Genomic DNA, 25,632 nt, shown 5'->3' on the forward strand with positions numbered 1-25,632 from the left:
TCTATTTGGAAGATTTCTAAGTACACTCCTAAATCAACCGGATACTACCAATTTGCCTGGGCTGCCAGTTACTTTTGCGCCTAAGCTAACAACCCCACTCTCCTCCTATGGCGTTTGACCTTGATATGATTCGGGCCGTGTACGCGGGCCTCGGCGCGCGCATCGAAGCCGCCCGCACGGCCGTCGGCCGGCCGCTCACGCTCACCGAAAAAATCCTTTATGCTCACCTCTACGGGGGCAAAGTCGGCGCTTCCTACCAGCGCGGCATAAGCTACGTCGATTTTACCCCCGACCGCGTAGCCATGCAGGATGCCACCGCCCAGATGGCGCTGCTACAGTTTATGCAGGCCGGCAAGGACAAAACAGCCGTTCCCTCGACCGTACACTGCGACCACCTGATTCAGGCTAAGGACGGCGCCACCGAAGACCTCGCCGTAGCCAACGACGAGAACAAGGAAGTTTACGATTTTCTGGCTTCGGTTTCGAATAAGTATGGCATTGGCTTCTGGAAGCCGGGCGCGGGCATTATTCACCAGGTAGTGCTCGAAAACTACGCCTTCCCCGGCGGCATGATGATTGGCACCGACTCGCACACCCCCAACGCGGGTGGCCTGGGCATGATTGCCATTGGCGTGGGCGGCGCCGATGCTGTGGACGTAATGGCCGGGATGCCCTGGGAGCTGAAGTTCCCGAAGGTGATTGGCGTAAAGCTGACCGGCAAGATGAGCGGCTGGACCTCGGCCAAAGACGTGATTCTGAAAGTAGCTGGTATTCTGACCGTAAAAGGCGGTACCGGCGCCATCGTGGAGTATTTTGGCGAAGGCGCGGAAAGCCTGAGCGCCACTGGCAAAGGCACCATCTGCAACATGGGCGCCGAAATCGGGGCTACCACCTCGGTATTTGGCTACGATGAGAAGATGGGCGACTACCTGCGCAGCACCGACCGCGCCGATATTGCCGACATGGCGAAAGGCGTGGCCCAGCACCTGCGCGCCGACGACGAGGTGTACGCTAACCCGGCCAATTTCTACGACCAACTCATCGAGATTGACCTCAATACCCTGGAGCCTTACGTGAACGGCCCGTTTACGCCCGACGCCGCCTGGCCGATTTCGCAGTTTGCCGCCGCCGTAAAGGAGCACGGCTGGCCCGAGAAGCTGGAAGTGGGCCTCATTGGCTCGTGCACCAACTCCAGCTACGAAGACATTACCCGCGCCGCCAGCATCGCCAAGCAGGCCGTGGATAAGGGCCTGCACGTAGCGGCCGAGTTTACCATCACGCCCGGCTCGGAGCAGGTGCGCTACACCGTGGCCCGCGACGGTCTGCTCGACACCTTCGCCGAGATGGGCGGTGTGGTGCTGGCCAATGCCTGCGGGCCGTGCATCGGCCAGTGGGCCCGCCACACCGATGACCCCAAGCGCCGTAACTCCATCATTACGAGCTTCAACCGCAACTTTGCCAAGCGCAACGACGGCAACCCAAACACGCATGCGTTCGTGGCTTCGCCCGAAATCGTAACGGCTTTCGCCATCGCCGGCAGCTTGACCTTTAATCCGCTCACCGATACGCTGCCCGGCAAAAACGGCGCGGTGAAGTTCGACGAGCCCACCGGCGTAGAGCTGCCCCCGTCCGGCTTTGCCGTGGAAGACGCGGGCTTCCAGGCCCCGGCGGCCGATGGCAGCACCGTACAGGTGTTGGTAGACCGTAACTCGGACCGCCTCCAACTGCTGGAACCCTTCAAACCCTGGGAAGGTACCGACCTGCTGGGGTTGCGGGTGCTCATCAAGGCGCTCGGCAAGTGCACCACCGACCACATCAGCATGGCCGGCCCGTGGCTCAAGTTCCGCGGGCACCTGGATAATATTTCCAACAACATGCTCATCGGCGCCACCAATGCCTACACCGGCGAAACCAACGCTGTGAAGGACAGTGGTACCCAGGGCTCGCCCTACGTGCCGGTGCCCCAGGCCGCCCGCGTGCTTAAGAGCATCGGCATCGGCTCGATTGTGGTAGGCGACGAGAACTACGGCGAAGGCAGCTCGCGCGAGCACGCCGCCATGGAGCCCCGCCACCTCGGCGTGCGCGCCGTGCTGGTGAAAAGCTTCGCCCGGATTCACGAAACCAACCTCAAGAAGCAGGGGATGCTGGCTCTCACCTTCGCCAATAAGGCCGACTACGACCTCATCGAAGAAGATGACCAGATTGACATCCTGGGCCTCACGAGCTTCGCTCCCGGCCAGCCGCTGCAAGTGCGCCTGCGCCACTCCGACGGTGACACTGACCTCATCACCGTCAACCACACCTACAACGAAGGCCAGATTGGCTGGTTTAAAGCCGGCTCGGCTCTGAACCTGATTAAGTTGCAGGCACAGGGTGTGGCAGTGTAAATATCGTTATTGCTGATTACTTTAACGGCCGCCTCGGGAAACCGGGGTGGCCGTTTTTGTAAAGCAGAGTAGTAAATAATCTCTAATTTTTACCTTTCAAAATACTTAGGTTTCCATATCGCCAATGGGTTGTATCTCCAAAACTGTCACGAGTTTAGGCGAAGCAGTAACTCGTGACAGGTTTTCGGGGAGGCTGTGCCTCCCATAGAACGATGTAGTAGAACGAAACTAGCGGCGCATTTCCACTTTGCCGCTGGCGCGGCAGTGGAGGTACAACCTCCACAGTATAATCGGCACGAGTTACGGCTTCGCCTAAACTCGCGCCAGTTAGTAAACTACTTTAGTACCACGGATGCAACTTGCGGCGGCAATAGGAGTTAGGGAATAAGCACTTTCTCAATTCTTATGAACCACCGCACTCTTGGCAAAACCGGCTTCTCCATCTCTGAAATCAGCCTTGGCACCTGGCAGGTGGGCGGCAGGTGGGGCGAGCCATTCAGCCACGCCAATGCCGACCGCATTCTGAACGCCGCCGTGGATGCGGGCATCAACTTCATCGACACGGCCGACGTGTATGGCGACGGGGAAAGCGAAAAAGCGGTAGGCCGGCTTGTGCGCAGCCGCTCGGGCGAGCGGATAATTGTCGCTACCAAGTGCGGCCGGCGCTTGCAGCCCCACACGGCCGACGCCTACCAGCCCGCCGCGCTACGCGGCTTCGTCGAAGACAGCCTGCGCAACATGCAGCTCGAAACCCTCGACCTTGTGCAGCTGCACTGCCCGCCCACCGAAGTATATTACCGCCCCGATATATTTGAGCTGTTCGACCGACTCAAAGAGGAAGGCAAAATTCTTAACCTGGGGGTAAGCGTCGAAAAGGTGGAGGAGGGCCTCAAGGCCATCGAATACCCGAACGTGACTACCGTACAGGTGATTTTCAATATGTTTCGGCAGCGGCCGGCCGAGCTGTTTTTCAAGGAGGCGCAGCGGCGCAATGTTGGCCTGATTGTGCGGGTGCCGCTGGCCAGTGGCCTGCTCACGGGTAAGTTTTCGCCCCAGACGACTTTCAACAAAGACGACCACCGTAATTTCAACCGCGACGGCGCAGCCTTCGACAAGGGTGAAACCTTCGCGGGCGTGGACTACAACACCGGCCTGGCGGCCGTGGAGGAGCTGAAAAAGGTGTTCCCTGGCCAGCCACAGCTAGCCCCGCTGGCTTTGCGCTGGATACTGATGTTTCCGGAGGTAAGCTGCATTATTCCGGGTGCTTCCAGGCCCGAGCAGCTGCTTTCCAACTTGAAAACAGAAGAGCTGCCGGCACTGACAAGTGAGCAGCTGGCGGCCGTGCGCGGTATTTACGACCGCATGATTCGGCCGCTCGTGCATCAGTTGTGGTAAAAAGGCGGTTTATATAGAAAGAACGTCCTGCTTCAACAAGCGGACGCCAGGTGAGCAGGACGTTCTTTTTCAATTGGTTATTTCACAGCGTAGCCACCTGCGCGGCCCGCGCCTCACGCGGCTTCTGCACGAGGTAATAATACGCCAAAATGGCTAGCCCGATGCCAAACGGAATGATAGCCAGGTGCTTACCGTCGGTAAGGGTGCCAATGCGCACCGTGTCGAAGCCGAAGAACTCGCTGAGCATCCAGTACGAGTTGGCTGAAATCCAGAATACAATGGCCAAGTTATGGGCCAGCTCGGACTTAAGGGTGCGGGTGCGCCAGGCAATGACGAGGGCAATACCCAGCGTAGGCCCTATCATCAGGATTCCCAGGGGCTTCCACACCATGCACCAGCTGATGTCTTTGAGTAGCCAGAACAGGATGTGGGTATTCTCCATTTGCCGGTATCTGGCCGGAATGGCGTAAACTTCTTCTTCGGTGGGCTGAGCCATTGGGCAGGTAAAGCGCGCTGCGGCGCGGGTTACTTTTAGTGAAATAGCGTACTAGCAGTAAAACTACCGCCGCTTATGTCGCCTTTACTGCGCAAATCGCTAAAAATAACTGCCTGCACGCTGGGTGCGCTGGTGGGGGCCGTGGGCGTGTATCTGGGCTCGGCGTATGTGCTGTCGCGTATTCCGGTGGCTAAGCAGCCGACCGCGGAGCCGGCCACCATCCCGCTGTTTATCTACTCCAACGGGGTGCATACCGACCTGGTGCTGCCCGTCAGAACCCGGTTTATCGACTGGAGCCAGCAGCTGCCCTATGGCAACACGCAGGCCGCCGATACCACCTATCACTATATCGGCATCGGGTGGGGCGATAAGGGGTTTTACCTCGATACCCCAACCTGGGCACAGCTCAAAGCCAGCACGGCTATCAAGGCCGGCTTCTGGCTGAGTACTTCGGCTATGCACACCACCTTTTACCGCGAGGCCGACCTGCAGCTCGGCCCCGAATGCGTAGCGCTGCACCTCACGCCCACGCAATATCAGCAGCTGATTGCCTATATTCAAAAAAGCTTCCGCCGCGACGCCGCGGGCCAGTTTACCTGGCTGCCCGGCCACAGCTACGCCGCCCACGATGCGTTCTACGAAGCCAACAACCGCTACAGCATCCTCAATACCTGCAACACCTGGACGAATAACGGCTTGAAGATGAGCGGCCAGAAAGCCAGCCTCTGGACACCTTTTGATACCGGAATTCTCTACCAGTACCGGTAGCAGCGGCAGGAGTCAGCAGTTACTGATTTCAGATTTGCTGCAGCACCTGCGGCACGCCGATGCTTGCCGGCTGCACCACATATTGTACGTGGCGGCGGCCGCTTACTTCGGGCTGGTGCGGGTCGATAACGTACACCGGGCAGCTGGCGGGCGCGTAGTGCAGCAGCCCGGCCGCCGGGTACACCTGCAGGGAAGTGCCCACCACAAGCAGCACATCGGCGGTAGCCACCAGCTCGGCGGCTTCCTCAATGGCGGGCACCATTTCGCCAAACCACACGATGTGCGGGCGCAGCTGGCCGCCGTCGGGGGCCAGGTCGCCCACCTCAATGTCGCCCGGACAGTCAAAAACGGTGGTTTCGCTTTTCACCGAGCGCATTTTATTCAGCATACCGTGCAGGTGCAGCACCTGCGTAGAGCCGGCCCGCTCGTGCAGGTCATCCACATTTTGGGTAATAATGCTGACCGTCCAGCCCGGCGCCTGCTCAAAGCCGGCGAGGGCTAGGTGCGCCGCGTTGGGCGCTACGGTGCGGGCCTGGGCACGCCGCTTGTTATAAAAGTCGAGCACCAGCGCCGGGTTGCGGGCAAAGGCCTCGGGCGTGGCTACATCCTCAATCCGATGCTCTTCCCAAAGGCCATTGGTGTCGCGAAACGTGCGAATTCCGCTCTCGGCCGATACGCCCGCGCCGGTAAGTGCTACGAGATGAGGCATGCTGCTGCTAGTGGGGTAAGTACTGGTGAATAATCAAAATTACGGCTGGCCTCACCTAATCCAAGCCCTGTTCGGCCGTCAGCTATTGGCCATTCAGGAGCACTTCGTACTGGCGCTCGGCAAAATCGCGCAGGCGCTGAAAGGCGGCGTCAACCTCCTGCGCATCTTCGCTGAGCAGGTTGCCATACACGACACGGTCGGTGGTGCGCAGCGCCCGGCGCACGTCTTCATTATGCTGAAAATACTCGGTTAACTCTTTCGTGGTGAGAGAGCTGAGGTTAGTGCTTTCGAGGCTGGAAAGGTAATTTTTCCAGAGCACTACCGTACGCTCTACCAGCGGGGCCGAGCGGGATAGCGTGAAGCGCTCGGCATTGCGGGCAAACTGCGTCAGAAAATACAGGTGGTTTTTGCGGCGCTTGTAGCGGCTATAGCGCTGGCGCCAGCGCCGGCCGTAGAGGGCCCAGGCCACGCCGGCCAGCGCCAGGGCACCCGCCAGGCCCGCCAGCCAGAACGGGTAGTTAAAAGCCGGTGGCAGGGGCAGGGGCTGGTAATTGGTGCGCAGCGTGGGCAGCCCCGCATGCTCGGAGGTGTAGAGGGTAGGAGCCACGCGGTGCAGGCGCACCTGCGTAGCCGGCGGCAGCAGGCGCAGCGTATCGCCATCTTCGTGCAGCACCAGCACGGGCAGCTGCAGGACCTGAACCGGGGCCAGCGAGAACGTGCGCAGCCGGTACACTGCCTGGTCGAAGCTCCGGCCGTTTTCGGTGCGGGTAGGCAGCCAGCGCCGCCCCACGTACTCAAACGAGCCAAAAACCGCCAGCGAGTCGGGGAAAACAACCTCCTCGGCCGGGTCGTGGGCGTAGCTCAGCACGTAGTCGAAGGGCTGGCCTACCTCCACCACGGCCCGCGAAAACCGCCCCACCGGCCCGGTAGCCGCCGCGGCCCCGCTTATGCCCACGCCAGTACTGACTCCCAGCAGCAGGGCAAGCCGCCGCCCGGAACGGAATCTATTAAATATATTATGTATTATATATAGTAAAAACATAATTTATCCCCGTCGCTGCCGAAACAGTCCCACCAGCTGCGGCACAAAGTCTTCGTCGGTACGCAGCAGCAGCAGGCTCACGCGCTGGCGGCGGCACAGGGTGCGCAGGGCCAGCTGCCGGGCATCGGTCTGGGCCCGGTACTGGTTCTGGAAAGCCGGGGCCGACGTGTCGACCCAGCGCAGCAGGCCGGTTTCGGCATCGCGCAGGGGTACAATGCCCAGCGCCGGAAAGGCGGCTTCCTGCGGTGCCACCAGCTGCACCACTACCAGGTCGTGCTGCCGGGCCAGCATGCTAAGCTCCCGCTCGTAGTTTTCGTCGATAAAATCGGAGATAAGAATAACCAGGCTGCGCCGGCGCAGCAGGCCCAGCAGCTGGCGGATACCCGCGCTCAGGCTGGTATGCTCCGAGGCCGGCCGCAGCCCATAGAGGCGTTGCAGCAGGGCGTAGGCCGCCCGCAACCCCTTGGCCGGGGGCAGGTACAGCTCTTTCTGGTCCGAAAAAGCCAGCATTCCCAGCGCCGAATCCTGGCGGGCGGCGGCCAGGGCCAGCACCCCGGCCAGGTCGCGGCCCAGGTCAAGCTTGCACTGGCTGCCGGCGGGGCCGCCGCCCACGCGCTGCGAGGCGCTCACGTCGAGGGCTACCAGCACCTGCTGCTCGCGCTCTTCCTTGTAGGTTTTTACAAAGGTGCCGTGGCCTTTACTGCTCACGGCCCAGTCAATGGCCCGCACCTCATCGCCATACTGATAGAGGCGCACGTCGTCAAACTCCAGGCCGTTGCCCCGAAATACGGAGCCGAAGTTGCCCTGCAGCTGGGCCTCTACCGCCTGGCGCATTCTTATTTCGAGGTGGCGCAGGCGGCGCACCAGTGCCGTAAGGCTGGCAGGAAGCTGGGCAGATGGCGGGGCGGCGGGCGGCATGGTGGGCAGGCTGAGAGACGAAGCTACGGCGCGGGGCTATTTTTGGGGGTGAAATCGCCGCTGACCTCCTTTATTCCGGCGCTGGGCCTGCTCCTGGCCCTCGGTAGCTGTGCCCGCCCCGAAGAGGTGAGCCCTCCACCCAAGCTACTGACCAAGCAACAGATGATAAGCCTGCTTATCCGGTTTCATCTGCTGGAATCGCGGCTGGAATCGGGTCGGTTTTCGCCCGATTCCAGCCGGGCGCTGTTTCTGAGTATGCAGCGCGACATACTCTGGCACTACGGTATAGCCGAAGAGGATTCCTCTTTTCAGCGCAGCTATTACTACTACGCTTCTCACAAAAAGGACCTGGACGATATTTACGCCGGCGTTATCGACTCGCTCGATGCCCAGCAAAAGCGCATGGGCGGCCAGCCGACGGTGAAGCATCCGTAGCGTGCCGCGGCTCAGTAAATGCGGCTGCCATTGGGCACCGGCGCGGCCACGGCCACGAGCACCGTGTGGCCATCGGCATCGGGGGCCCCGAGCACCAGCACTTCCGAGTGGAATGGGCCAATCTGCCGGGGCGGAAAGTTGAGCACGGCCAGCACCTGCCGGCCCTGCAGCGTAGCGGGCGTGTAATGATGCGTAAGCTGGGCGCTCGATTTTTTCAGGCCGATTGCGGGGCCAAAGTCAATGAGCAGCTGGTAGGCCGGGCGGCGGGCCTGTGGAAACTCACGGGCTTCCACAATGGTGCCCACGTGCAGGGCAACGCGCTCAAAATCGGCTACGCTTATCACGTCAGAAGGAGGCTGCTCAGGCATCTTTTTCGGCAAAAGGGGCCAGCTCGCGGAGCTGCTGCTGCACCTGGGTTTCCCATTGGGCCTGGCGCTCGTGCAGCAGGCCGTGGTTGGTGTCGCGGTCGTAGGCATCTTCGGCCTGCTGCCAGGCCGAGTAGGCCGCCTGGCTCACGCGGTCGAAGGTAGTACCCAGCTGGCTGCAGGAAATTCGCAGCGCGCCCAGCTGCTGACGCAGGCGGCGGGCATATACCTCCGCAATATCGAAGTGCAGCTGCTCGTGGCGCAGCAGGGCGGGCGTCATGCGGGCCGGGTCGCGCACCCACGACGTAGCCGGGTCGAAGCTGGCCTGGGCCGTGCCCGAAAACACGTTGGCGTGGCAGGTAGCCCCGGTGTTGATATTGGCCGAGGTGAGCGCCGCATGGCCTTCGCTCGTTTTGGGCCGTCCTTTAAAATCAGCCACCGTGAGGGGGCGGTTGGCCGACCAGCGGATGGCCCCAGCCGGCAGCTTCACCTGCTGCGCGGCGGCCGGGCCGGGTGCGAAAAGGGCTATTAACAAAAATTCAGGCCAGAAGATGCGCATGAAGTTGCAAGGGTAGAAATAAAAGTAGCGGGCAGGGCCCATGCGGCTGGTAAACCAGCGCTCACCTGACAACCGCCACCCGGCTCTGAGTTCCGCAGTTAGCCAGCGGGCTGGCTCAGCACCAGCAGTTCTTCAGCCTTGGTAAGCGCTTGCGCTGAGCTGCCCGCTTTGGCAGTAGGCTTGCCCGGCTGGCTTTCGCGCCGAAAGCGCAGCAGCAGCACACCGGCTACCAGGCTCAGGCCCGTGAGCAGGCCCAGCCAGATGCCCGGCGCGCCCAGGCCAAGCCCAAAGCCCAGGCCGTAGCCCAGTGGCAGGGCAATAGCCCAGTAAGCCAGCAGGGCTACTACCGAGGGCACCTTTACGTCTTCGAGGCCCCGCAGGGCGCCCAGGCCCACCACCTGCAAGCCGTCGGATACCTGAAAGCCGGCCGCAATGGCCAGCAGCGTGGCAGCCTGCGCTACCACGGCCGGGTCAGTATTATAAAAGGCAGGAATACTATGCCGCAACACAATCAGCAGCAGGCCCATCGTGCCCATAAACCCAAAAGCCAGCCAGTAGGCAGCAAAGCCAGCCTGCCGGGCCCCGGCCATATCGCCGCTGCCGCGCAGGTTGCCCACCCGAATGGTAGCTGCCGCCGCAATGCCCGTGGCGGCCATATACGTCACCGAGGCCACGTTTATGGCAATCTGATGGGCCGCCTGGGGCGTAACGCCAATCCAGCCAATCATTAAATACGAAAAGCTGAATGCTCCCACTTCGAGCATCATTTGCACGCCGATGGGCAGGCCCAGCGCCAGCTGCCCGCGCAGCTCGGCCAGGCCCGGCCGCAGCCACTCGGCCATAGTGGCTGGGCGCTTGGCCCGTAGCAGCTGGGTGCGCAATACAAACTGCCCCATCAGCAGGGCCATGCCGATACGGGCAATGAGCGTGGCCCAGGCGGCGCCCATCAGCCCCAGGCGCGGGGCCCCGAAATGGCCGAAAATCAGGGCGTAGCACAGCAGGGCATTGAGCACGTTGGCGGCAATGGAGAGCTGCATGGCCTGGCGGGTCAGCCCCAGCCCTTCGGCCCACTCGCGGAAGCCCTGAAACACCATCAGCGGCAGCAGCGACAGGCCCACTACGCGCACCCAGGGCGTGGCCAGCGCCACCACCTCGGGGGCCTGGTGCAGGTGGGGCAGCAGCAGGGGCAGCAGCTGGCTGAAGCCGGCCAGCAGCACGCCCACCAGCGTATTCAGCCACACGGTGCCCACCAGCAGCCGGCCCAGCGCCTCCTTATCGCCGCGCCCGTTGGCGGCCGCCACGCGTGGCACCGCGCCCATGCTGATGCCCAGGCCCAGCACCAGCAGCAGCGTGGTCGAGCTCACGCCCATGCCCACGGCGTCGAGCGGCAGCTTGCCAAGGTGGCCCACCATCACCGAGTCGCACACGCCCACCAGGATATGCCCGAGCTGGCTGAGCACCACGGGATAAGCTAAGAGCAGGGTAGGGCGAAGGTGGGATTTTATAGCTTGCATCTACTTAAAAAAAGAACGTCATGCCGAGCATAGCGAAGCATGACGTTCTACTTGATTGGATACAAAATTACGACCTTAGCCGGCCACGGCCAGCACCACGTCGGCGAAGTCGCCGGCCGCATCCTGGAAGACCTGCACCACGCGCAGGCCGGCGCCCGCGGCCAGCCCCGTAATCTGAGGCAGGGTAAATTTGTATGAGCTTTCGGTTTGAATGGCCTCCCAGGCCGCAATTTCAAAAGCCTGGCCGGCCAGCGCCGCCACGCGTACGGTCTGGGCGCGGCGGCTCACCAGCCACGAGCGCATGGCCCCGGTGGCGGGGTCATAGTCAGGGAAATGCTGCCAGTCTGCGAGCTGAAAATCAGTCCCGGCTTCGGCGTTGAGGCGGCGCAGCAGGTTGAAGTTAAACTCAGCCGTGATGCCCTGGGCATCGTCGTAAGCCGCCCGAATGCGGCGCGGGTCCTTGCGCAGGTCGAAGCCCACCAGCAGGCGGTCGGCCGGGGTGAGCGGCCGGGCCAGGTTGCGCAAAAAATCGAGCTGCTCGGCGGGCGCGAAATTGCCGATGTTGGAGCCCAGAAACAGCACGGCCTTTGCCCCCGGCTGCGCCGCCAGCGCCGTGAGCGCTTCCCCGTACTCGGCTACCAGCGGCTCGGTGGCCAGGCCGGGCAGCTCCTGTTGCAGCGAGCTGGTCAGCTCCTCAATAGCGGAGGGGGAGATATCAACCGGCACGTAGGTGAGCGCTACCGGCTGGGCAAGCAGCTCACGCAGTAGCAGCTTGGTTTTTAGCCCGTCGCCCGCCCCCAGCTCCACCACGGCCAGGGGCTGCCCGGTGGTGGCACCCGCTGCCAGCGCCCGCCCGATTGCCGCGCCCTGCTCCTGAAAAATACCCAACTCCGTACGCGTAGGGTAATACTCGGGCAGGCTCATTATCTGCTGAAACAGCCGGCTGCCGGCTGCATCGTAGAAATATTTGGACGACAAGGTCTTCGGCGTTTGGCTGAAGCCTTGGGCCAGATGTTCAGCAAGTTGATTCAAGGTAATGACGAATGGGTGATGAGTAAGTAGCGGGTAGTAGTGGCAGCGGGTAGTACATACTACTGCTTGGTGGCCAGTGAAAAGCGGCCATTACCCGTTTTTCCGGGGCCACAGCAGCGAGGCGCCAATGGAGCCCAGCAGCAGCAGGCCTACCACGCCCAGTGAAACCGGCATGGGTAGCTCCCGGTTAAACTGCACGCGCAAAAGGTCGTCGGTCAGCAGCTTGCCACCGATAAAAACCAGAATAAGCGCCAGCCCATAGTGCAGGTAGTGAAAAAGCGTCATGAGGCTGGCCAGGGCAAAATACAGCGCCCGCAGCCCCAGCAGCGCAAATACATTAGAGGTATACACCACGAACGTATTGCGCGAAACGGCCAGGATAGCCGGGATAGAATCGGCCGCAAAAACCACGTCGGTAGTTTCTATCATCACCAGCACCACCAGTAGGGGCGTGGCAAAGCGCAGGCCGTCGCGCCGGGTAAAAAACCGGCCGCCATCAAGCTGCCGCGTGATGGGCAGGTGCCGGCTCAGCAGCCGCACTACCGGATTGTTGTTGGGCTCGATTTCGGGCTCATCGCTGCCGCTCAGGGCCATGCGAACGCCGGTGTATACCAGAAAAGCGCCGAGTATATAAAGTAAAAAATGAAACTTTACCAGCAGCGCGGCCCCCGCCAGAATAAATATGCCGCGCAGCACCAGCGCCCCCAGCACGCCCCAGAACAGAATGCGGTGCTGATACTCGGCTGGTACCTTAAAGTAGGTGAAAATGAGCAGGAATACAAACAGGTTATCTATGCTCAGGGCCTTTTCGATGAGGTAGCCCGTTAGCCATTGCAGGCCGGCCTCGTGGCCCATGGTGCGGTACACCAGGAAGTTGAAGCCCAGTGAAAGCGTAATCCAGAAGATGCTCCAGCCCAGCGCCTCGCGGAGCTTGACGGCGTGGGCCCGGCGGTTCAGCACCAGTAAATCGAGCAGTAAGAGCCCAATTATAAGTAGATTGAATAAAATCCAGAACAGGGGTGTGTTTTCCATCCGGCAGCATAAGGCTGTCTCAGATACGAAAAAACTGCCCGCGTGGCGGTAAGCGCTACTGCGCCGGCGCGATAGCTGGCTGGCCCTGGGGAGAGTTGTCGGTGCGGCGTGGCGGATGAATCCAGCTGCTGAGCTTCATCTGGACGACGCCAAAGAGGGCCTCCTTAAAAATGCCCTTCGACATTTTGGACTGCCCCCGGGTGCGGTCGGTGAAGATAATGGGCACCTCCTTGATGTGAAAGCCCAGGCGGTAGGTCAGCCACTTCATCTCAATCTGAAAGGCGTAGCCCACAAAATGTATCCGGCTCAGGTCGATGGCGCGCAGCACCCGCGCCGAGTAGCACTTAAACCCCGCCGTGGCATCATGAATGGGCATGCTCGTGATAAAGCGCACATACTTGGAGGCAAAATACGACATCAGTACCCGGCTCATGGGCCAGTTCACGACGTTAACGCCATCGCTGTAGCGCGAGCCGATGGCCAGGTCGTAGCCTTGCACGGCGCAGGCTTCGTGCAGGCGCAGCAAATCCTGCGGGTTATGCGAGAAGTCCGCATCCATCTCAAACACATAGTCGTAGCCCCGCGCCAATGCCCACCGGAAGCCAAAGATGTAGGCCGTGCCCAGGCCTTGCTTGCCCGCGCGCTCTTCCAGAAAAAGGCGGCCCGCAAACTCAGCCAGTAGCCCGCGCACAACCGCGCCCGTGCCGTCGGGCGAGCCGTCGTCAATTACCAGGACGTGAAACTTCTTCGGCAGCGCAAAAACGGCCCGCAGAATAAGCTCCACATTTTCCCGCTCATTGTACGTCGGAATTAAGACTAACCCGGCGGCCATAGTACTCATCACACGCAAAGATAAGGAGCGTGGCAATAGGGTTGCCTCCCTGGCTGGCTGGCGGCGAATTATTAGCAGCCAACGGGGAAGGAATAGAGCGGGCGGCTACTTATTGGCGGCTAACTGCCCGGCCAGCCGGCGGGCGTACTTTATACAGTCGGGCACGCTTACGCCGGCTTGCCAGTTGGCTACGGCCACCATTCCCCGGGCCGCCAGCGGGGCCACGGCGGCCCGCGCCGCCGCCAGGTACTGGTCGAACTGCGGAAGGCTCTGCGGCCAGTAATAGCGGCCCTGCCAGCGCGGTGCACCCTCAATGCCGTAAAGCCGGCTTAGCTCGTGGTGCACGGCAGCCAGCTGCGTGGCGGCCGGCTCCTGCGCCTGGCGGGCAAACTGTGCCCCGCCCACGAAGCTGGTAAAGAGCACCTGCCCGGCCGGCACGCGGTCGGGGAAAAGGGAGCTGGTCCAGATGGAACCCGCCGAATAGGTGTTTTCCACCCTCGGATTCAGCGCCCCGAAGCCCGCGAGCGGGTGCGCCACGGCCGCCCGGTCGTAGGCCGAATATACCAGCGTCATGGGCGGGTAGCGCACGGCCGCCAGGGCTTCGGCGGCGGCCGCAAAGTGCGGGCGCAGCAGCGGGGCCGCCGCGTAGGCCGGCAGCGCCAGCGCCAGGTGCGAGTAGGGCGCCAGGGCGGCCGGCTGGGGCGGCTGGGGGGTCAGGGTATACGTATTTTCAGCGAGCAACCCGATGGCGGTAATCCGGCAATCCGGGTGGTAGTTGGTAAGCTTGGCGGCAAGCGCATCGGTAAGGGCCTGCACGCCGCCTCGCAGCGTAATAGTGCGGCGGCGCGCCGTTTTTGGGCCTTTGGCCAGGCCGCGCAGCAGCGAGCCATACTGGGTTTCGAGCGCCGCCAGCTGCGGAAAAGTAAGGGAGAGCAGCAGCTCGGCCGGGTCGCCGGCATAAATGCCGGCAACAAATGCATTGACGGCATACTGCACCACTTCGGCCCCGAAGTGCCGCTCAAAAAAGGCGGCCACGGTTTCGCCCGGCACGGGCTGGGTCGGCCGGCGTAGCAGCTCGGCCAGCAGGCGCAGCTTGGTTCTCAGACTAAAAAAATTGCTGCTTATCAGCGCGGGCGGCGAGGCAGGCAGAGCCTGATACCGGCCGCCTCGCAGTACGTAACGGTGCTGGCTTACCGGAGCCGCTTCCTGAATGTGGCTTTGCAGGCCAAGCTCGGTCACTAATTCTTCTAGCTCAGCGCTTAGCAGCAAGGAGTTAGGCCCGGCCTCCAGCTGATAGCCCTCCGGCGTAAGAGGCGAATACAGATTGCCGCCCGGCCGGCCGCTCGCTTCAAACAAGTCGTAGGCAACGCCTGCTTTTTGTAAGTAATACGCCAGCGTGAGGCCGGTGAGACCGCCGCCGATAATGGCAACGCGGATAGGAGAAGGGCTGCTGGCCATGAGCAATTAGCGAATAGCTTTGTTTTCAGTGGGGCAAAGCTGAAAGAAACTGAAATATAAAAATCTACTTATATGAATAAGGCAGTGTTCCTGGACCGTGATGGCGTGCTCAACGAAGAAATGGGTGACTACGTCTGGACGCCCGAACGCTTCCGCATCTGCCCCGGTGTGCCCGAGAGCCTGGCGCGCCTCAAGGCGGCGGGCTACTACCTCATTGTGGTAACCAACCAGGCCGGTATTGCCAAGGGGCTTTACACGCCGGCCGAGGTGCTGGCCTGCCACCACATCTTGCAGCAGGCATGTGGTAACATAGTAGATTCAATATATTATTCCGAAAGCCATCCATCCGTCAGCGAGTCTATTTTTCGCAAGCCCGATTCAGGAATGCTCGAAAAAGCCGTGGCCCGCTTTCAGCTCGACCCGGCCCGGTGCTGGCTGGTGGGCGACCGGGCCCGCGACATGGCAGCCGGGGCGAAGCTGGGCGTGCGCGGCATCCTGGTGGGGCCGGCCGAGCCCCTGGCTTACTCGCCCAGGGTAGCCGATTTGTGGGAAGCTACTGAGTTGATTTTAAGCGAAGAAAAGTAGTGTCAGCTTTCCTGGTAAAACGATTGCAGGGCTGCTTTAACCTCCGGGTACTCATACACAAAGCCCTGGCTTAAGACCTTGTCGGCGCTCACGCGCTGCGAGCCGAGCACAATCTCGCTCATCTCGCCCATCGCCAGCTTCAGGCCAAACGCCGGCACCTTGGGCAGTAGCAGCGGCCGGTGCATTACCTGGGCCAGCGTTGCGGTAAACTCCTGGTTGGTGACCGGGTTGGGAGCTACGGCGTTGTACTCGCCCTGCCACTGCGCCTCTTCCAGCATATGCACCAGCAGGCGGCACAGGTCATCCAGATGAATCCAGCTCATGTACTGCCGGCCCGAGCCCAGCGGGGCCCCGGCCCCGTAGCGAATGGTTTTGGCAATGGGCACCAGCGCCCCGCCCTCGGGGCTGAGCACGATACCGATGCGAGGCAGCACCACCCGGAGCCCTAGTTCGCCGATGCGCCGGGCGGCAGCTTCCCACTGCACCACCACATCGGCGAGAAAGTCGTCGCCGGGGGCCGCAATGGGCGAGTCTTCATAAAGCATTTCCGCGCCCCGGTCGCCATACACGCCGATGGCCGAGGCAGATAGCAGCGTTTGGACATGGTGGCCGGGCTTAGCTAGCTCACGGTACAGCAGCTCCAGCCCATCGAGGCGCGAGCGAATGATGTCGTGCTTGCGCTCGGTGGTCCACTTGCCCTCCGCTACGCTGCTGCCGGCCAGGTTCACGATGCAGTCGGCGTAGGGCACCGCGGCAGGGTCGATGGTGCCGCCCTGGGGGTCCCAACCAAACAGCCGGAAGTGACTGGCTTTCTGTGGGTCGCGGGTAAGCAGTCCGACCTCGTGCCCGCCATCAATCAGCAGCTCAGCCAGCCGCTGCCCAATCATGCCCGTGCCGCCGGTGATGAGGATTTTCATGCTAATGGTTAATTTTTCAATGGTTAATGGTTAATCTCTGGTCAGCTCTTAAAAAATCATTACTCATTGACCATGAAGCAATTAGCCATTAAAAACTATTTTCCAATCTGCCGTAAAAACTCGCTGCGCAAAGTGCTGTCTTCCAGAAATTTGCCCCCGTACTCGCTGGTGATTGTCGAGCTGCTCGTGTCGTTTACGCCGCGGCTCATCACGCACAGGTGGTCGGCTTCGATGAGCACGGCTACGTCGTCGGTGCCCAGGCTCTGGCGCAGATGTTCGGCCACTTGCCGGGTAAGGCGCTCCTGCACCTGCGGCCGACGGGCATAGTACTGCACCACCCGGTTGAGCTTGCTGAGGCCTACGACGTGCTCACCGGGCAGGTAAGCCACGTGCGCCTTGCCGATGATGGGCACAAAATGGTGCTCACAGCACGAAAACAGCGTAATGTCGCGCTCTATCAGCAGCTGCTGGTACTGGTAGCGGTTGTCAAAGAGCCGCACTTCGGGCCGATGCTCGGGGTTGAGGCCCTTAAACCATTCTTGCACAAACATTTTGGCCACGCGCCGGGGCGTGCCGGCCAGACTGTCATCGGTCAGGTCGAGGCCCAACTCCTGCATAATAGCGTGGAAGTGGCCGCTGATAGCCGTGATTTTTTCGTCGTCGGTGCGGGCAAAGGCATCGGGTCGTAGCGGGGTGCGCAGGCCGGCTGGCAGGTGAGCATCCGGGCCGTGGTCGGTAGCCCGCGCGGCTGCGGCAGGGGCCGGGAGGCCGGCAGATTTATTCTCCATAGTATTCCACAAAATTACGGTCGGTTTCGTGGAGCGTCACGGCCAGCTTGAGCGCGGCCGGGAGCGCCGCCCGCAGCCGCCGCCAAATGACAACGGCAATGTTTTCCGCCGTCGGGTTGAGGTGCCGAAAATCTTCGGTATCGAGATTTAGGTTGCGGTGGTCGAAACGATTCAGTATCTCAGATTTTATGATGTCGCTAAGCTGCTTCAGGTCAAAAACATAGCCCGTTTCCGGGTCAATTTCGCCGGTGAGTCGCACGGTCAGGTTGTAGTTATGGCCGTGGTAGTTCGGATTGTTGCATTTGCCAAATACCTGCTGATTGCGGGCCTCATTCCAGGCCGGGTTGTGCAGGCGATGGGCCGCGTTGAAGTGCTCGGAGCGGCAGATAGTAAGCTGTGACATAGGGTTTGCAACCACTCAAATGGCCTTTTGTTAAGAGTAAAATGACTGCTTATCCTCATAGGATTAATCCAAGAAAAAATAAACGCGGCAAAAAAAAATACCAGACCTCATAATCAGTTGCGTCAGGCTGCTTAAATTTGGGCAGTCGGAATACTAGCTCGGCTCATTTCTTTTGTTTTTCTACTAGTTACCCATCTTTCCTACCGATGACTAAAAACCTACTTTTCGTCTTCCTGCTCCTGCTGGGGGCCTTGCAAGTGTCGGCTCAGCGCTCCCCCGTTGACGAGTCGGACCAGAACATCAACAATATTCCCCGCAAAGGCCAGCGCGTAAGCCTGCAGCTCGATAACAAGCGGGTAGAGGCCGCCTGGCTAAAGCAGTTGAACGAGCAGTTTCCCGGTAAAGTGAAAAACAATAAAGGAATCATTACGATGGATGGCGTAACGATTCCGGATATCTCGCCCACGCCGGTACGTGTTATCAGCCGTGTAGATGCCCTGCCTACCGGCACCGGTGTGTGGTGGAGCATCGACCTGGGTAATGCCTACCTGGGCCAGGCTTCGACGCCCACGCAGTGGAAGTCGGCTGAGAAATATCTCAAGGACTTTGCCCGCTCGATGTACCGCGAAGACCTGGTGGCGCAGATTACCGATGCCGAAAAGGCCCTGGTAACCTCGCAGAACAACCACATGTCGGTTATCAGCAAGGCCGATGCCATCAAGAAGGATATCGAGCGCAACAAAGCGCGCAAGCTGGAAATTCAGCAGCAGCTCGCAGCCAATGCCGCTGAGTTGCAGCAGCTTAATAACCAGGTAGATAGCAACCTGAAAGAGCAGGAAGCCGCCCGCGCCGACATTGTAAACATGCGCGTGGCCCTGGAGGCAGTAAAAGAGCGCATGAGCAAAATCGAGTAATCATTTTAGCCCAATAAAAAACCCTGCCGGCAGCCGGCAGGGTTTTTTATTGGGCTAAGCCTAACCTCCACGGCCCGCCTTGCGTTTGGCAGGTAGGCAGGCTGCCTGGCTTGCCCACCCCATTACTCTTTGCGCACTCATGGAAAAGAAAGAAGTTCAACACCAAGTACATCTGGAAGGCGCTGTAAAGCTGCTAACCGGCAACCTGAACGAGGAAGCCAGCCGCGCCGGTATCGACAACCAGCTACAGCGCTGGATTGAAGACTTAAAAGAAGCCGCTAACCCCGAGTTTCATCAGCTGGTAGTTGACCTGCAATCGCTGAAGGCGCTCCTGCACGGCGGCACCTACGACGGCGAGCAGGTAGGCCGCCTGGTACACCACCTTGGCACCGAAACCAAGCGCGTAGCGCACTTCGCCGAAGGCAATACCCGCCTGCACGTCGAGAAGCTGAGTGAAGCACTGCTGGCCGCTGCCGGCCAGCTGCTGGGCTCCAGCACTACGCCCGAGGAAGATTTGAAAAACAACAACCGGGGCGAGGATACCCTGGCCCGCTAAACCGCCGGCTACTAGTAGCCCGGCCAAACAGCTCTTCCAGATAGCAGTATCTGGAAGAGCTGTTTGCGTTTGGTAGCCGCCCGCTTTAGGGCGATAAAAATGGTCAATTAGTAAAATATTATGCAAATATTTATTTATTCTAATTTACACCCGATAACCCGGGCATATTTGCAGGCGCAGCTGCCGGCCGGCTACCAGGCACTACTGGCCGCCGACCTGCCGGCCGAGCAGCAGCGGCTTGCCTTTGAAGCCGCCGAAATAGTATTCGGCAATCCGCCGCCCGAGTGGCTGGCTGCGGGTTCGTTGCCTCGTTTAAAGCTGTGGCAGCTCGAGTCGGCGGGCTTCGACCGCTACCAGGGCGTGGCGGTGGCCGCGCCGGTTGCCAACATGGGCGATTACTTTGCCTGGCCCTGCGCCGAAACAATGGTAGCCGGCGTGCTGGCGTACTACCGGGCCTTGCCCGAGCTGCTACGGCTACAGTCCGAAGCCCGTTGGGTGGGGGCCGCCGTCCGGAGCCGCACCGGGCTGCTGCGGGGCAAGCGGGTGGTGGTACTAGGAGCCGGCGCTATTGGGCAGGCTGTGCGGCAGCAGCTCAGCGGCTTTGGCTGCCAGGTGCGGCTGCTGGCGCGTACGAGCCCGCACGCCGAGCTGCACTCGCGCGCCGAGCTGCTGGCCGCCCTGCCTGTTACCGATTTGGTAATTAACTGCTTGCCGGGTAGCGCTGTCAATTTCTTTACCGCCGAGCTGTTTGCCGCCATGCCGGCCGGCAGCCTCTACGCCAGTGTGGGGCGGGGCACTACTACCGACGAAGCCGCTTTACTGCGCAGCCTGCAAGCCGGCTGGCTCGGCGGAGCCGTACTCGACGTAACCGCTACCGAGCCCCTGCCGGCCAGCCATCCATTCTGGACAATGCCCAACGTGCTGCTCACCCAGCACACGGGCGGGGGCCAGCCCCACGAAGCCGAAGGCAAAATCGACCAGCTGCTGCGCAATTTAGCCCGGCTCCGGGCCGGCGAGCCCCTCGAAAATCAGATTTACCTGGCCAGGGGTTATTAGTGCCAATGCTAGCTCCGTGCTGCTTGTGCCCTAACTACAGAGCTGCGCTGGATAATAAGCCGGGATGGGCTTCTTCCGGCGTGCTCTGCGCGGCAAGCTTTTTAACTGGTTGCTGAAGCAGCGCTGCGGCCTCCTCATCGGTGAGCACGCGGGCCTCGGTTTCGCCGTCCGGAAAAAGGAGCCGGGCCGCCGCCTGGCGAAGCTCGTCGAGGCGGGTGAGGGCCTCCGAAATGGTAGGGTTGGCTTCGAGGCGGGCAAGCAGGCCGCTGGCCCGCGCCGCCTGAAACAGCTTTTCGAGCACAAAGGGCAGAACCCAGCCCGCGATATTGGTCATAAATGCCCCCCGCAGGCCGATACGCAGCAGCAGCCGGGCCGCCATGCGCTCGAGCAGCAGCGCCCGGGCGGCGGGCAGGGCCTTATCAGCCAGAAAATCGGCAACCAGCCGCGCGTGGCCACTCTGAATCTCGGCCCGCAGCACTTCCTGCATGGCATCGAGCGCCCGCTGCGCTACCTGCCGAAACAAGCGGCCGGTTTGCCAGGCGCGCAGGCCGGTTTGGCGGGCGGCCCTGGCTACCTGGCCGGGTAAATCAGAAGGAAGCGAGAAGTATTTCATGGGTAAAAAAGCCAACGAATATAGGCTATACGCGCCAGCTGCCGGGTTGGCTGAGAAAGCGGGCAGCTGGGGAAGAACCAGGACTTGTGAGTGCGAAAGCGTAAAAGTAAAATCATTAATTTGTAATGACTTACGTAGTCCATAAACGCTAAGTAGCGTCGCCAGAAACCCATTTTTACCGGCGTGCGTTAGGGGAAAGCTCAACCAAAAAACGTGTTGCAGCTGCTTCTCTTAGTATAGAGAAGTCATTGTGGAAAGCCAGCCTTAAGCTGTGGCTTTCAGTTGCCTGATGTCCGATTTATTACTCGACATAAACCTGCAGGAAGTCCCCGACAATTACCTGGCCGGCGCGTGGCGCGTGGCGCACCGCGTAGTAAACCGGGCCGACCCCGACAGTGCGTTGGCGCAAGCTACCAGCCTGCTGCTCAGCGACGACCTGCTGCAGCTGGTTGCGCCTATGCTGAGCGAAACCGGTAGCTGGGCCGTATTGCGCGATGAGCTGCTCAATCGCCCTTACCTGCGGCTGAGCTTCCCGTCGGAGGAAATGCGTGCCCTCGTGACGCGCCTGCGCCGCACGGCCGACGGGGCCCGCAGCCAGCTAAATCTCTATTTCAGCTCCGGGCTGGAAATGCAGCTCGACCGGCCCTGAGCCCCTGTTTCTTGTGTTATTCTGGTAGCTTTCCCCGTTCTTTTTAGCCGTGACTCATTCAGATTCCCTACCTGATTCTTCTCAAAAAAATGGGGAAGAGTTTCAATTTCTGGCCGACTTTATTCCGCAGCTGGTGTGGATGACTGACCCGGCCGGCTTTCATACTTATTTCAATCAGCGCTGGATTGACTACACCGGCTATACGCTGGCCGATAGCCTGGGGCCCGACATGTGGAACAACCTGCTGCACCCCGACGACCGCGCCCGCGCCCGCCAGGTGTGGGGGCATTCGCTGGCCACCGGCAAAGACTACGAGATAGAGTACCGCTTTAAGTCGAAAGCCGGTGGGTACCGGTGGTTTCTGGGGCAGGCGCTGCCCCGGCGCGATGCGGCCGGCAATATCACGACGTGGTTTGGCACCTGCACCGACATTCACGACCAGAAGCTGGCCAGCGAGCAGCTGCTGGAGCGCGAGTCGGAGTTTACGACGCTGGCCGATAACCTGGCCCAGCTTTCGTGGATGGCCCGGCCCGATGGCCATATCTATTGGTACAACAAGCGCTGGTACGACTACACGGGTACCAACCTGGCCGAAATGGAAGGCTGGGGTTGGGAGAAAGTTCATCACCCAGACTACCTAAAGACGGTGCTGGACTTTGTGAGTAACGCCTGGGCGATGGGCCAACCCTGGGAGCTGACGTTTCCGCTGCGGGGCCACGATGGCCAGTACCGCTGGTTTTTGACCCGCGCCGTGCCCGTGCGCGACGAGCACAACAACACCATTCGCTGGCTTGGCACTAATACCGACGTGACCGAAATGCGCCAGCTGCAGGAGCAGCTACAGAACTCCTATGCCGACCTCGACGCCAAGGTCACTTTCCGCAACCTGGAATTGGAGCACGAAGTGCAGCGCCTGCGCAAGCAGCTGGGCGAACAGGCAGGGTAGTGCCGTAAGCGCTGCAGCTCTTTGTCCAGCAGAGCGTTGTGCAAGAAGGTTGCCAGCTGTGCATGGGGGTTCGGTTGTAAGTAATATTTATATATTTTATTTAATATATATCCTGTCCATTAGGCAGATGGTGGACTTAAGCTGGCGCTGAGTGGTTGCCGTACCTTTGCATACGGCCCCGGCGGGTAGTTGCCGGCCCTAGCCTTTTGCGTTATGAACAAGATATATTGTCCTAGCCTGACTGAGTACCGGCGCCGCGTGGCGCGGGTGGTGAATATTGGCGGCGTACCGCTGGGCGGCGACTATCCCATTCGGGTGCAGAGCATGACCACGGTCGATACCATGGACACGCTGGGCTCGGTAGCCCAAACGCTGCGCATGGTGGACGCTGGCTGCGAGTACGTCCGCATCACCGCGCCCAGCGTGAAGGAGGCACAAAACCTGCTCGAAATCAAGAAAGAGCTGCGGGCGCGGGGCTGCAACGTGCCCTTGATTGCCGACATCCACTTTACGCCCAACGCCGCCGAGCTGGCGGCCCGCATCGTGGAGAAAGTGCGCGTAAACCCCGGCAACTACGCCGATAAAAAGAAATTTGAAGAAATAGCGTATTCCGATTCCAGCTACGCCGCCGAGGTTGAGCGCATCCGGGAGCGGTTTCGGCCGCTGGTGAAAATTTGTAAGCAGTACGGCACGGCCATGCGTATTGGCACCAACCACGGCTCGCTCTCCGACCGCATTCTGAGTCGCTACGGCGACACGCCGCTGGGCATGGTGGAGTCGGCTCTAGAGTTTTTGCGGCTCTGCGAAGAGGAAAACTACTACGACGTAGTGCTCAGCATGAAGGCCAGCAACACCCAGGTAATGGTGCAGGCCTACCGCTTGCTGGTGCAAAAGCTCGACGAAGAAGGCTTGCAGCCCTACCCGCTGCACCTGGGCGTAACCGAAGCCGGTGAAGCCGAGGATGGCCGCATTAAGTCGGCCGTGGGTATCGGCACACTGCTCGAAGATGGCCTGGGCGATACCGTGCGCGTCAGCCTCACCGAAGCCCCCGAGGCCGAAGCGCCGGTGGCGCGCATGCTCATCAACCGCTACGTAGACCGCGCCGCCCAGGCCCGGCCCATCAGGCCGCTGGTAGGCGAGGAGCCCCTCAACCCGTTTCAATACCAGCGCCGCGCTACGCACGAGGTATTGAACTTCGGCGGCCTCAACGTGCCGCGCGTTATTGTTGATTTGTCGCGCCTGCCGTACCAGCTCGAATATGCCGACCTGCGCGCCGCCGGCCACCTGTACTCACCCTTTCTCGACAAGTTTCAGATGTCGGACCAGGGGGCCGACTACATCTATACCGGCGAGCGGCCGGTGCCTTTCATGCTGCCCAATGGCCTGAAGGAAATTGTGACGTACACCGCCTGGCTCGACGCCGGCCAGCGCCTGCATCACTACCCGGTGATGACTGTCGACAGATATCTCAACGAGCAGCCGCGTCATCCACAGCTCAACTTTCTGCTACTCAGCCTCGACACGCTCGATGCCTCTTTGCTGCGCCACCTGCACGCCGACGCAACGCTGGTACTGGTGCTGGATACTACGAATGCTCATGCCCTGCCCGAGCTGCGCCGCGCTTTCTTCGAGCTGCTTAACAGTCAGGTTACCTGCCCGGTAGTAGTATTCCGCACCTACCCCGCCCAGGCAGTAGCGCAAACCCAGCTCGATGCCGCTACCGATATCGGTGGCTTGCTAATCGATGGCCTTGGCGACGGGATAGTTCTGCGCACGGAGGTGCTGCCCGTACAAAGCAAGGAAATGTGCCTCGATACAATTTCGGGCCTCAACCAATTGAGCTTCGGGATTTTGCAGGCGGCCCGCACCCGCATGAGCAAAACCGAATATATCAGCTGCCCCAGCTGCGGCCGCACGCTCTTCGACCTGCAGGAAACCACGGCCATGATTCGTAAGCGCACCGACCACCTCAAGGGCATCAAAATCGGTATTATGGGCTGCATCGTGAACGGCCCCGGCGAAATGGCCGACGCCGACTACGGCTACGTGGGCGTCGGCAAAGGCAAAATTGCCCTCTACCGCGGCCAGGAAGTCATCAAAAAAGCCGTGCCCGAAGAACGCGCCGTGGATGAGCTGATTGAGCTAATGCGCGAGGATGGCAAATGGGTAGAGAAGGAAGTAGTGGACGAGCCGGTAGGGGTGTAGGGATGTTAGACGCCGAAAAAATGCTGCTAGCCTTGCACGCAAAAGAGATTAGTGTAAAGCGCTATTTCGAGCCTTTTCGGGAAGAGAACGCGGCAGTATTACGAGCTACAGGAGCGATTCAAAACGTCCAATGCTTTTTTGCTCAGTTCTCATTTGAAACGGAGCTGGAGGTGGGAGAATTCTCATTTATGCAAGCTAATTGCCTAAAGAAGAGTTATGACTGGGATGCGGAATTTAAGCGAGCGCTACATACCAATCTGCTATTTGCAGGTAGTGGTATCAATGGTGATATAGTAACATTGGATTTGCTGGATTGCCAAGCAGGTATTTTATTTCACGATTACTTCTGGGAAAAACCAGAAGAAGACCCCAGAAAATACCTAATCAAAATGGACTGTTCACTTGGGCAATTTTACTGGAATTCCGCCTTTGTAGAAAACTATCCGATTGATGCTTATGGAGCTGCCGCATTTATGAATTCCCCATTTACAGGGTATAGTAATGAGTAGTTAGGCGACCTTACCGCCCCAAAAAAAACTCCCGAAACCGCGCCAACTCTTCCAACTCCCGCTGCACGTAGGCGTTGAAAAACGGCTCGCCAACCTGCCGCTGCAACACGGAAATGCCGACGTCAATCAGCCGCAAGCCTTGTTGCGTGAGCAGGATATTGTCGAAGCGCTCGCCGGGTAGGTTGCTGGGGCGCTGCAAATCGTGGTGCACGAAACCAGCGGCGTGCAGGGCTAGCAGCTCACCGGTGAAAACGTCGAACCAGATTTCGCGCATTTCTACCTCGTAGGCCCGGAAATCGAGCGGGTAGATGCGCTCCATTACCAGCATGTCGGCGGCCAGGGCCTCGTTGGTTTCCAGGCGATGAAAGCGGACTACTAATCCATTCACGGCATTGGCGAAGCGCATTTTTTCGGCTTCCGAGCCAATATCGGAGCGCGTATCGTCGCTGAAAAGCTTACCAACTTCCGTTTCGGAAAGGGCGATGGCCGCATTATTGGCGCCGCGCGAAAGCTGGCGGGGATAGCGTTTCGATTCCATGTAGTTGAAGG

General features: G+C 60.3%; 28 protein-coding genes. 12 read left to right on the forward strand and 16 right to left on the reverse strand.

Annotation, left to right across the window (positions count from 1 at the left end; all coding sequences use genetic code 11):
* The first annotated feature begins 107 nt into the window (after positions 1 to 107).
* Both F6X24_RS11280 and F6X24_RS11285 read left to right on the forward strand, forming a co-directional pair.
* Positions 108 to 2,387 carry an aconitate hydratase gene (locus F6X24_RS11280; protein ID WP_151088090.1) on the forward strand — a complete coding sequence of 760 codons (2,280 nt, stop codon included), beginning with the start codon at positions 108 to 110 and terminating at the stop codon, positions 2,385 to 2,387.
* Between the two features lie 405 nt (positions 2,388 to 2,792).
* Positions 2,793 to 3,782: an aldo/keto reductase gene (locus tag F6X24_RS11285; RefSeq protein WP_151088091.1), complete on the forward strand. Its 990-nt coding sequence runs from the start codon at positions 2,793 to 2,795 to the stop codon at positions 3,780 to 3,782.
* An 82-nt stretch (positions 3,783 to 3,864) separates the two neighbouring features.
* Here F6X24_RS11285 and F6X24_RS11290 read toward each other — a convergent pair whose 3' ends face one another.
* Entirely contained in the window at positions 3,865 to 4,278 is a 414-nt protein-coding gene (locus tag F6X24_RS11290) for a hypothetical protein (RefSeq protein WP_229725058.1), read from the reverse strand.
* A gap of 75 nt (positions 4,279 to 4,353) precedes the next feature.
* Here F6X24_RS11290 and F6X24_RS11295 point away from each other — a divergent pair, with 75 nt between their 5' ends.
* Positions 4,354 to 5,046 (forward strand): TIGR02117 family protein, encoded by a 693-nt coding sequence (locus tag F6X24_RS11295; RefSeq protein WP_151088092.1) that lies wholly within the window; start codon positions 4,354 to 4,356, stop codon positions 5,044 to 5,046.
* A gap of 28 nt (positions 5,047 to 5,074) precedes the next feature.
* Here the strand turns inward: F6X24_RS11295 and F6X24_RS11300 are convergent, their stop codons facing one another.
* From F6X24_RS11300 to F6X24_RS11310, 3 genes are all read right to left on the reverse strand, one after another.
* On the reverse strand, positions 5,075 to 5,755 hold the full coding sequence (locus F6X24_RS11300; RefSeq protein WP_151088093.1) for an SIR2 family NAD-dependent protein deacylase: 681 nt from the start codon (positions 5,753 to 5,755) through the stop codon (positions 5,075 to 5,077).
* A gap of 82 nt (positions 5,756 to 5,837) precedes the next feature.
* Positions 5,838 to 6,797 (reverse strand): hypothetical protein, encoded by a 960-nt coding sequence (locus tag F6X24_RS11305; RefSeq protein ID WP_151088094.1) that lies wholly within the window; start codon positions 6,795 to 6,797, stop codon positions 5,838 to 5,840.
* Between the two features lie 3 nt (positions 6,798 to 6,800).
* On the reverse strand, positions 6,801 to 7,715 hold the full coding sequence (locus tag F6X24_RS11310; protein WP_151088095.1) for a DUF58 domain-containing protein: 915 nt from the start codon (positions 7,713 to 7,715) through the stop codon (positions 6,801 to 6,803).
* 48 nt (positions 7,716 to 7,763) lie between these two features.
* Here F6X24_RS11310 and F6X24_RS11315 point away from each other — a divergent pair, with 48 nt between their 5' ends.
* Complete coding sequence (locus F6X24_RS11315; RefSeq protein WP_151088096.1) at positions 7,764 to 8,150, forward strand: DUF4296 domain-containing protein; 387 nt, start codon at positions 7,764 to 7,766, stop codon at positions 8,148 to 8,150.
* An 11-nt stretch (positions 8,151 to 8,161) separates the two neighbouring features.
* Here F6X24_RS11315 and F6X24_RS11320 read toward each other — a convergent pair whose 3' ends face one another.
* The 7 genes from F6X24_RS11320 to hemG all read right to left on the reverse strand — a co-directional run bounded on the left by F6X24_RS11320 (position 8,162) and on the right by hemG (position 14,942).
* Positions 8,162 to 8,518, reverse strand: coding sequence for a tRNA-binding protein (locus F6X24_RS11320; RefSeq protein ID WP_151088097.1), 357 nt, complete (start codon positions 8,516 to 8,518; stop codon positions 8,162 to 8,164).
* The gene (locus tag F6X24_RS11325; RefSeq protein WP_191906298.1) at positions 8,511 to 9,050 is read right to left on the reverse strand and encodes a DUF922 domain-containing protein; all 540 of its coding nucleotides are present in this window, start codon (positions 9,048 to 9,050) and stop codon (positions 8,511 to 8,513) included. The genes F6X24_RS11320 and F6X24_RS11325 overlap by 8 nt, the downstream gene beginning before the upstream one ends.
* 122 nt (positions 9,051 to 9,172) lie before the next feature.
* Entirely contained in the window at positions 9,173 to 10,588 is a 1,416-nt protein-coding gene (locus F6X24_RS11330) for an MATE family efflux transporter (protein ID WP_151088099.1), read from the reverse strand.
* A gap of 75 nt (positions 10,589 to 10,663) precedes the next feature.
* Positions 10,664 to 11,620, reverse strand: coding sequence for an L-histidine N(alpha)-methyltransferase (gene egtD / locus F6X24_RS11335; protein ID WP_191906299.1), 957 nt, complete (start codon positions 11,618 to 11,620; stop codon positions 10,664 to 10,666).
* 90 nt (positions 11,621 to 11,710) lie between these two features.
* On the reverse strand, positions 11,711 to 12,652 hold the full coding sequence (locus tag F6X24_RS11340) for a TerC family protein (RefSeq protein ID WP_151088101.1): 942 nt from the start codon (positions 12,650 to 12,652) through the stop codon (positions 11,711 to 11,713).
* 55 nt (positions 12,653 to 12,707) lie between these two features.
* Positions 12,708 to 13,484, reverse strand: coding sequence for a polyprenol monophosphomannose synthase (locus tag F6X24_RS11345; protein WP_151089596.1), 777 nt, complete (start codon positions 13,482 to 13,484; stop codon positions 12,708 to 12,710).
* 105 nt (positions 13,485 to 13,589) lie between these two features.
* The gene (hemG, locus tag F6X24_RS11350) at positions 13,590 to 14,942 is read right to left on the reverse strand and encodes a protoporphyrinogen oxidase (RefSeq protein WP_151088102.1); all 1,353 of its coding nucleotides are present in this window, start codon (positions 14,940 to 14,942) and stop codon (positions 13,590 to 13,592) included.
* A 72-nt stretch (positions 14,943 to 15,014) separates the two neighbouring features.
* Between hemG and F6X24_RS11355 the strand changes: the two genes are divergently transcribed.
* A complete protein-coding gene (locus tag F6X24_RS11355; RefSeq protein ID WP_151088103.1) occupies positions 15,015 to 15,527 on the forward strand; it encodes a D-glycero-alpha-D-manno-heptose-1,7-bisphosphate 7-phosphatase in 513 nt (170 codons plus the stop codon).
* Between the two features lie 2 nt (positions 15,528 to 15,529).
* On the opposite strand, the gene F6X24_RS11360 is transcribed toward F6X24_RS11355, so the two are convergent.
* The 3 genes from F6X24_RS11360 to F6X24_RS11370 form a co-directional block, all read right to left on the reverse strand.
* Complete coding sequence (locus F6X24_RS11360) at positions 15,530 to 16,444, reverse strand: TIGR01777 family oxidoreductase (protein ID WP_229725059.1); 915 nt, start codon at positions 16,442 to 16,444, stop codon at positions 15,530 to 15,532.
* A gap of 95 nt (positions 16,445 to 16,539) precedes the next feature.
* On the reverse strand, positions 16,540 to 17,232 hold the full coding sequence (folE, locus tag F6X24_RS11365; RefSeq protein ID WP_151088105.1) for a GTP cyclohydrolase I FolE: 693 nt from the start codon (positions 17,230 to 17,232) through the stop codon (positions 16,540 to 16,542).
* A complete protein-coding gene (locus F6X24_RS11370; RefSeq protein ID WP_151088106.1) occupies positions 17,222 to 17,635 on the reverse strand; it encodes a 6-pyruvoyl trahydropterin synthase family protein in 414 nt (137 codons plus the stop codon). The genes folE and F6X24_RS11370 overlap by 11 nt, the downstream gene beginning before the upstream one ends.
* Positions 17,636 to 17,841: 206 nt before the next feature.
* On the opposite strand from F6X24_RS11370, the gene F6X24_RS11375 reads away from it, so the two are divergent.
* The 3 genes from F6X24_RS11375 to F6X24_RS11385 all read left to right on the forward strand — a co-directional run bounded on the left by F6X24_RS11375 (position 17,842) and on the right by F6X24_RS11385 (position 20,161).
* On the forward strand, positions 17,842 to 18,549 hold the full coding sequence (locus F6X24_RS11375; protein ID WP_151088107.1) for a hypothetical protein: 708 nt from the start codon (positions 17,842 to 17,844) through the stop codon (positions 18,547 to 18,549).
* Positions 18,550 to 18,688: 139 nt separating this feature from the next.
* Positions 18,689 to 19,105 (forward strand): hypothetical protein, encoded by a 417-nt coding sequence (locus F6X24_RS11380; protein WP_151088108.1) that lies wholly within the window; start codon positions 18,689 to 18,691, stop codon positions 19,103 to 19,105.
* A 120-nt stretch (positions 19,106 to 19,225) separates the two neighbouring features.
* Positions 19,226 to 20,161: a D-2-hydroxyacid dehydrogenase gene (locus F6X24_RS11385; RefSeq protein ID WP_151088109.1), complete on the forward strand. Its 936-nt coding sequence runs from the start codon at positions 19,226 to 19,228 to the stop codon at positions 20,159 to 20,161.
* 34 nt (positions 20,162 to 20,195) lie between these two features.
* On the opposite strand, the gene F6X24_RS11390 is transcribed toward F6X24_RS11385, so the two are convergent.
* Positions 20,196 to 20,774, reverse strand: coding sequence for a hypothetical protein (locus F6X24_RS11390; RefSeq protein WP_151088110.1), 579 nt, complete (start codon positions 20,772 to 20,774; stop codon positions 20,196 to 20,198).
* Between the two features lie 289 nt (positions 20,775 to 21,063).
* Here F6X24_RS11390 and F6X24_RS11395 point away from each other — a divergent pair, with 289 nt between their 5' ends.
* From F6X24_RS11395 to F6X24_RS11410, 4 genes are all read left to right on the forward strand, one after another.
* Positions 21,064 to 21,423, forward strand: coding sequence for a hypothetical protein (locus tag F6X24_RS11395; RefSeq protein WP_151088111.1), 360 nt, complete (start codon positions 21,064 to 21,066; stop codon positions 21,421 to 21,423).
* Positions 21,424 to 21,472: 49 nt separating this feature from the next.
* Entirely contained in the window at positions 21,473 to 22,369 is an 897-nt protein-coding gene (locus F6X24_RS11400; protein WP_151088112.1) for a PAS domain-containing protein, read from the forward strand.
* 213 nt (positions 22,370 to 22,582) lie between these two features.
* A complete protein-coding gene (gene ispG, locus F6X24_RS11405) occupies positions 22,583 to 24,574 on the forward strand; it encodes a (E)-4-hydroxy-3-methylbut-2-enyl-diphosphate synthase (RefSeq protein WP_151088113.1) in 1,992 nt (663 codons plus the stop codon).
* A gap of 2 nt (positions 24,575 to 24,576) precedes the next feature.
* On the forward strand, positions 24,577 to 25,083 hold the full coding sequence (locus F6X24_RS11410) for a hypothetical protein (RefSeq protein ID WP_151088114.1): 507 nt from the start codon (positions 24,577 to 24,579) through the stop codon (positions 25,081 to 25,083).
* A gap of 10 nt (positions 25,084 to 25,093) precedes the next feature.
* Here the strand turns inward: F6X24_RS11410 and F6X24_RS11415 are convergent, their stop codons facing one another.
* Complete coding sequence (locus tag F6X24_RS11415; RefSeq protein WP_151088115.1) at positions 25,094 to 25,621, reverse strand: hypothetical protein; 528 nt, start codon at positions 25,619 to 25,621, stop codon at positions 25,094 to 25,096.
* Between the last annotated feature and the right edge of the window lie 11 nt (positions 25,622 to 25,632).

The organism is Hymenobacter baengnokdamensis, assembly GCF_008728635.1.
GTDB classification, from domain to species: Bacteria; Bacteroidota; Bacteroidia; order Cytophagales; family Hymenobacteraceae; genus Hymenobacter; species Hymenobacter baengnokdamensis.